This window comes from Gemmatimonadales bacterium, assembly GCA_036279355.1.
GTDB lineage: Bacteria > Gemmatimonadota > Gemmatimonadetes > Gemmatimonadales > GWC2-71-9 > DASQPE01.
This window is the reverse complement of sequence record DASUJH010000001.1, coordinates 1-6,588: the sequence shown is the minus strand read 5'-3', so window position 1 is coordinate 6,588 and position 6,588 is coordinate 1. Positions and strand designations below refer to the sequence as shown.

6 protein-coding genes are annotated in these 6,588 nt (G+C 69.1%); 2 read left to right on the top strand and 4 right to left on the bottom strand.

Annotated elements, in window-relative coordinates; all coding sequences use genetic code 11:
- Window positions 1-968, bottom strand: a 968-nt coding sequence (locus tag VFW66_00030; protein HEX5385069.1) for an MFS transporter, incomplete at its 3' end; no start/stop codon positions are given.
- Here VFW66_00030 and VFW66_00025 point away from each other — a divergent pair.
- Window positions 967-1,710 (top strand): hypothetical protein, encoded by a 744-nt coding sequence (locus VFW66_00025; GenBank protein HEX5385068.1) that lies wholly within the window; start codon window positions 967-969, stop codon window positions 1,708-1,710. The genes VFW66_00030 and VFW66_00025 overlap by 2 nt on opposite strands.
- Window positions 1,707-3,257, top strand: a complete 1,551-nt coding sequence (locus VFW66_00020) for a hypothetical protein (GenBank protein HEX5385067.1) — start codon at window positions 1,707-1,709, stop codon at window positions 3,255-3,257. The genes VFW66_00025 and VFW66_00020 overlap by 4 nt, the downstream gene beginning before the upstream one ends.
- A gap of 10 nt (window positions 3,258-3,267) precedes the next feature.
- Here VFW66_00020 and VFW66_00015 read toward each other — a convergent pair whose 3' ends face one another.
- The 3 genes from VFW66_00015 to VFW66_00005 all read right to left on the bottom strand — a co-directional run bounded on the left by VFW66_00015 (window position 3,268) and on the right by VFW66_00005 (window position 6,441).
- Window positions 3,268-4,386 (bottom strand): phosphatase PAP2 family protein, encoded by a 1,119-nt coding sequence (locus VFW66_00015; protein HEX5385066.1) that lies wholly within the window; start codon window positions 4,384-4,386, stop codon window positions 3,268-3,270.
- A gap of 291 nt (window positions 4,387-4,677) precedes the next feature.
- On the bottom strand, window positions 4,678-5,604 hold the full coding sequence (locus tag VFW66_00010; GenBank protein HEX5385065.1) for a TerC family protein: 927 nt from the start codon (window positions 5,602-5,604) through the stop codon (window positions 4,678-4,680).
- Window positions 5,605-6,441 (bottom strand): zinc metalloprotease HtpX, encoded by an 837-nt coding sequence (locus VFW66_00005; GenBank protein ID HEX5385064.1) that lies wholly within the window; start codon window positions 6,439-6,441, stop codon window positions 5,605-5,607.
- Window positions 6,442-6,588 lie beyond the last annotated feature (147 nt).

Here is a 6,588-nt window from a genome sequence, read left to right as displayed (position 1 = left end):
CCCAGCATCACCCCGCGCTTGGCGCCGATCTTCCCCGCGAGCGCGCCGAACGCGAAGGAGCAGGGGATCCCGACGAACTGCACCAGCAGGATGGCTGAGATGAGTGCGCCCTGGCCGATGCCGATCTCGGTGCCGTACGCGGTGGCCATCGAGATGATGGTCTGGATGCCGTCGTTGTATATGAGGAAAGCGACCAGCATGAGGAGCGCCTGCCGGTAGCTGCGGAGGGCGCGAAAGGTTTCGCTGAGGCGCGCGAGCGATGCGCGGAGCGGGCTCTCGCCCCTGGTCTCGTCCGGCTCGAGCCGGCGTGGCGGCTCCGCCACCCGGCGGAAAAGCGGAATCGAAAAGAGCACCCACCAGATGGCGACCGACACGAACGCGAGCCGCACCGGCAGCGTCGCAGCCGCCTCGCTCAGGCCGGCTCCGCTCGGCAGGCCGAACCAGCCGGGCCGCTGGATCCACGCGAGGTCGACCGCCAGCAGCACGCCGCCGCCGACGTAGCCCACCGCATAGCCCGCGGTCGACACGCGGTCGATTTCGCCGGGCCCGGCGACGTGCGGCAGGAGCGACTCGTAGAAGACGAAGCTCCCCGTCGCCCCGACGAGCGCGAGCACGAAGAGCGCCGAGGCGAAGAGGAGGTCGCCGTGATGGATGAAGAACATCGCGGCGATCGCCGCGGCGCCGAGTGCGAGGAACGCGGCGAGGTAGCGCTTCTTGGACCCGGAGAAGTCCGCCGCGGCCCCGAGAAACGGCGAGAGGAGCGCAATCGCGGCGAGCGCCACCGTGTTGGCCGTCGCCAGGTGCTGCGTGGCATGGCTCGGCGCGAGCCCCGCGCCGGCGACCTTCACGTAATAGATGGGGAAAATCGCGGTGGTGATCCCCACCTGCACGGCCGAGATCGCCCAATCGTACATCGCCCAGGCGCGGAGCTCGGGGCGGTGCAGGCCCAGCCTGTTGAGGAGGCGCATGGCGGCAAAGGTAACGCCGCCGGGCGGGGGCTTGCTCGCACGCGGGCGGCCGCGGCAGATTTCCGCCGTCGCCATCCCAACCAGCGCCCGAACCCGCGAGCCCGGTACGTCCGACGCCATCGACAGCGCCGCCCGTTCGCCGCGCGATCTGCTCATCGCCGCGCTCTTTTTCGTCTCCGGCTTCGCGGCGATTCTCTATCAGGTCGTCTGGGAGCGCACGCTGTTCGCGGTGATCGGCATCAACGTCGAGGCCGTGGCGCTCATCGTCACCCTCTTCATTCTGGGGCTCGGCCTCGGAAGCCTCGCGGGCGGCTACGCGTCGCGGGTCACCACCAGATCGCTGATCGGCTGGTTTGCCGCCATCGAGCTTGGCACCGGGCTGTACGGCCTTGCCTCGCTCCCGCTCTTTCACCTCGTGGGCCGGCTCACGCTCGACATGTCGCCCGTCGGAACCGGGCTCATGGTGGCGCTCATCGTGCTGCCGCCCACGATGGCGATGGGTGCCACGCTGCCGCTCCTCGTGGCGGATGCGGTCGGACGCAACTCGGGCGTGGGTGAAGCGGTCGGCCTGCTCTACTTCGTCAACACGATCGGCTCCGCGACGGCCGCCTTTGCCGCGGGGCTCACGCTCATGCGGGCGTTGGGCCAGTCCGGCGTCGTGCTGCTCGCGGCGCTCTGCAACCTCGCCGTGGCGACGATCGCCACGGCGACCCTCCGGCGCGCCGCGCTGAGACGCGCATGACGCTCGCGCTCGTCGTCGCGTTCCTCTCGGGCTTCATCGCCCTCTCGTACGAGATCCTCTGGTACCGCCTCTTCTCCTTTTCGGCCGCGGGCGCTGCGCCGGTGTTCCCGTTGCTACTCGGGGCGTATCTCTACGGACTCGCCGGCGGCTCATTACTCGCGCGGCGGCTCTGCCGGCGGCAGGCGAAAGCCACCGAGCTCTTGCTGCCGACCGCCGCCTTCGTCCTCGCCGCGAATCTGGCAGGCTACCTCGTGGTCCCAGCGCTCGCGGCGGCGTGCGGCAGCGGAGGCTGCATGGCCGCACTCGGCATGGTAGCGATCGCCACCACGCTGCTCGGCGCCGTCTTCCCGCTCATCTGCCAGCACGGCATCGCGCCCGACAGGCTCGCGGGTGCCCGGCTCTCGTTCGTCTACTTCGCCAACATCCTCGGCTCTGCTTGCGGCAGTCTCGGCACGGGCTACGTCCTGCTCGAGCGTTGGCCCGCAGAACGCGTGGCCCTGGGCCTCCTCGCGCTCGGGCTTGCGCTCGCGGCAAGCCTCCCGCTCGGGGCCCGAGGCAGGCGGGGCGCCGCCGCGGCGGTCCTGTGCGCTGCAATGGTGGCCGGCCTAGCCGCCTCCCGGATGAATCCGCGGGTGTTCGATCGCATCTACGAGCGCCTCCTACACAGTCCCTGGTCGGAGCCGGGGCTGCGATTCGCGCGCACGCTGGAGAATCGGGCAGGTGTCATCAACATCACCGACGCGGGGCGGGTATTCGGCGGCGGCGCCTACGACGGCATCGCCCGCGTCGACCTGCGCGACGATCAGAACTTTCTGATCCGCGCGCTTGCGATCCCGGCGTTCCATCCCGCCCCGCGCCGCGTGCTCATGGTCGGCTTGTCGATGGGTGCCTGGGCGCAGGTGCTCGCCAACCTGCCGGGCGTCGACAGCCTGACCATCGTCGAGATTAACCCCGGATACTTGCGGCTCATTCCAGACTATCCACAGGTCGCGAGCGTGCTGCGCAACCCGCGGGTGACGGTCGTCGTCGACGACGGCCGGCGGTGGTTATCACACCACCCGAACCGCCGATTCGATCTCATCGTCGCCAACATCACGTTTCATTGGCGGGAGCACGCGACCAACCTGCTGTCCGTCGACTTCCTCACCTTGATCCGGGCGCATCTCGAGCCGGGAGGCGTGTACTACTACAACACGACCCAGTCGCCTGAGGCCTATCACACCGGGCTCGCGACCTTCAGGTACGGACTTCGCTTCATGAATTTCATTGCCGTGAGCGACCAGCCGCTGCGGTTCGACCGCGCCGCTTGGGAGCGTACGCTGCGCGGGTACGCCGTCGACGGGCGCCCGGTCTTCGACCCGCACGATCCCGGCGACCAGCGGCGGCTGGCCGAGATCGTCGCCCTCGATCCTGCACTGCACAGTTTCGACGGCCTGCCGCTGCTCGAAGGAAGGGAAGGAGTGCTGCGGCGAGTCGCCGGTGCCCGCATCATCACCGACGATAACATGGCGACCGAATGGCCGGCGGCACCGCCGCTGGACCACTGAGCACCCGGCGTCAGGCGGCGGCGCGCTGCGAGTGCGGCGCGTGGACGCGCGCCGGTTCTGTTCCAACGACCGCCAAGGCGGCAGCGACGGTGCTCACCATCAGCGTCCATGTCAACAGTCCATTCGGCGCCCACGGCATGCGGGGGAGCAGGATCCACACGCCGGTGAACGCCAGGCCCAGCGCAGTTCTGGCATCGATGCAACCGGCGACCAGTCGCTCGACCGTGAGCGCGAAGGGTACGGCCGCAACGAGATCGGCCGCGTAGTGCTCGCCGAGGCCAAGAGTCGCGACGACTGTTCCTCCGAGCCAGAGCAGCGTGACCGCGCGCAGCCAGCGCGCGCTGCCGCTCACGCCGCGATATATCACCAGGGTCCACGCGAGGTGAAGCGAAGGCATGGCGTTGCGGGCAGCGTCCGGCGGAACGGCGGTCGCCGCGGCGCGCGTGGCGTCAGGCTCGGCCCACGGAAAGCCGGCGAACGCATACAGTGGTCCGGTCGCGGGACAGAGCAAGTACAACACCGGGCCGATTACCGCGATAGCGAGCACCGCAGCCAGCACGCGGCGCCATGCCCGTTGGGCGAGCACCTGATGTTGTGCCGCGCTGTAAACCACGGCCATCTCGAAGCCGAGCGCGTGGTAGAGCGCGCGCATGAGTGAGGACGCGATCGGCACGGCGAGCAGGCGGCGAGCGACGAGGTAGCTCGGGGCGAATCCGAGCCCGCGGTCGAGCCTCATGAGCCGCCAGTCGAACGTTGGCCCGCTGCGCGGCATCAGCCCCGCGAGAAACGCGACCAGCACGAGTAGTATGCCGAGCGGAATGCCGAGCGCACCCACGAGGGTTGCGCCATCGGGGTCTCCGCGCGCCGCGAGCGCCGCCAGCGCACCCAACCCCAGAAACCCGAACGGCATTCCAGCCTGCGCCAGCAGCGTTGAGAGAGCCGCCGGTGATCCCTGCGCGCGCACGAACGCCAAGCCCAGCCCGAGTACCACAGCGCTGGTGATCGGCACCCGGCGTTTCGGCGCGGCGCAGGCGATGAGCGCACTACCGAGCAGCCCGTAGTTGAGCAGCCGCGCGGCGGGCGAGATGATGAGTGCAAGTGCTGCCACCGCCAAGAGCGTCGCAGGCACACGGGCGACGCGGAGCAATCCGCGCCACGGCGGTCGCAGGCGAGCCCTCGGCGGCTCGGGCGTGTGAGTCACCGGCGCATTTCGCATTGGGTGGATGGGGGCTCGGCGCAACGCGCGCAGCTGCTCTGATCGGGGATCGCCTGATAGTCTAGCTGGCCGGCGCCGGCTCGGGGAGGTCCGGCCTCGGTCCGCCGGCTCATGGCGGCGCCGAGGCCTCGCACTCGAACGCGCCCGCGGCCGATCGAACGCACCGTTGCCTGGCCGCGCTCGATCCCGGCAACGCATTCGCGCTCATTCGACTCTCGAAGCTGCGGAGCGGAAGAGCGAAAGCGCCACCGCGCCGCCCAGGATCGCGATGATGGCCACGAGCGAGGCGAGCACCGGCACATGCACCCATCCGCTCAGCGCCATCTTGATCCCGACCAGTACGAGGATCAGCGCGACGCCTGGCTTGAGATACACGAACTTGTCCATGAGCCCCGCCAGCACGAAGAAGAGCGCCCGAAGCCCGAGCACCGCGAACACGTTCGAGCTGTACACGATGAACGGATCGCGCGTCACCGCGAACACCGCCGGAATGCTGTCGATGGCGAACAGCACGTCGGACGACTCCACCACGAGCAGCACGAGGAGGAGCGGGGTCGCGAGCCGGCGGCCGCGTACGCGCGTGGTGAAGCGCGCGCCGTCGTAGTGGTCGGCGAACGGCAGCAGCCGGCGCGCGAGGCGCACCACCGGGTTCTTCTCCGGCTCGATCCGCGCGTCGCGCTGGGTGAACATCCGGATCCCGGTGAGCACGAGAATCCCGCCGAACACGTAAATGATCCACTCGAACCGCTCGAGCAGGAATGCGCCGAGGGCGATCATGATGAGCCGCATCACGATCGCCCCGAGAATGCCCCAGTTGAGCACCTTCGGCTGCGCCGCCGCCGGCACGCCGAAGTATGAAAAGATGAGGATGAAGACGAAGAGGTTGTCGACGCTGAGCGACAGCTCGATGATGTAGCCGGTGTAGTACTCCAGCGCCGAGCGCGAGCCCTCCCGCCAGAGCACCAGCAGCCCGAACGCGAGCGCCAGGGCGATGAGCCCGATACTCCAGCTCATCGCCTCCTTCAAGCTGAACTTGTGCGCCCGCCGGTTGAGGATCCCGAGGTCGAAGGCGAGCAGCGCCACGACCAGGCCGGTGAATCCGAGCCATACGCCCGGCGGGTGGTGGCCCAACTAGCGGCCCGCCGCCATCGCCTCGAGCCGCGCCACCCGCTCCGCCGTGGGCGGATGGGTGCTGAAGAGGTTGGATAGCCCGCCGCCGCGCATCGCCGAGAGCGGATTCACCAGCGCGAGCTGCGCCGCCGCCGGCGCCACCTGCATCGGGATCCGGTGTGCCAGCGCGTCCAGCCGCTGGAGCGCGTGCGCGAGCGGTAGCGGCTTGCCCATGATCTCCGCGCCCACCCGATCCGCCTCGAACTCCCGCTGGCGCGAGATGGCGAACTGGATCAGCATCGCGCCGATCGGCCCGAGCAGCACCAGCGCGAGCTGCGCCATCGGATGCCCGTCATCGTCGCCCCCGCCGCCGAAGAGCAGCAGGTAGGGCAGGTTCGAGATCGCCCCCGCCATCCCCGCCGCGATGGTCGAGAGCAGCATGTCCCGGTTCTTCACGTGCGCCAGCTCGTGCGCCAGCACGCCCTCCAGCTCCTCCGGCGGCACGTACTTGAGGATGCCGCTGGTGACGGCGACGACCGCGTGCTCCGGGTTGCGGCCCGTGGCGAATGCGTTGGGCTGCTCCTTGGGCGCGATCGCCACCTTGGGCATCGGGAGCCCAGCCCGCTGGCGCAGCCGGTTCACCATCGCGTACAGCTCGGGCGCGTCGTTGGGCCCGACCACCTTGGCGCCATACATCTTGAGCACCATGCGGTCGGAGAAGAAATACATGATGAAGTTGAACGCGCCGCCCAGGATGAACGCGAGCACGAGGCCCTGCGCCCCACCCAGCAACTGCCCGGCGATGAGAAACAGCCCCATGAGCCCGGCCATCAGCACGAAAGTCTTCACGTTATTCACGGTGCACTCCTCGGGTCCTCCCGGACCCAAAAACAAAAGCGAGACCTCGTCCGCTCACCCGTGGCACAATGCCTTGGCAGCTGGACGAAGGTCTCGCTCTGACGCAGGGAATGCGAGGCTCCCTGCTTCCTGCCGGACCGTGCCCGC

Bases quoted from the DNA above. Each gene is read 5' to 3' on its own strand.
- VFW66_00025 (HEX5385068.1), top strand. From the start codon at position 967: ATGGCGGCAAAGGTAACGCCGCCGGGCGGGGGCTTGCTCGCACGCGGG.
- VFW66_00020 (HEX5385067.1), top strand. From the start codon at position 1,707: ATGACGCTCGCGCTCGTCGTCGCGTTCCTCTCGGGCTTCATCGCCCTC.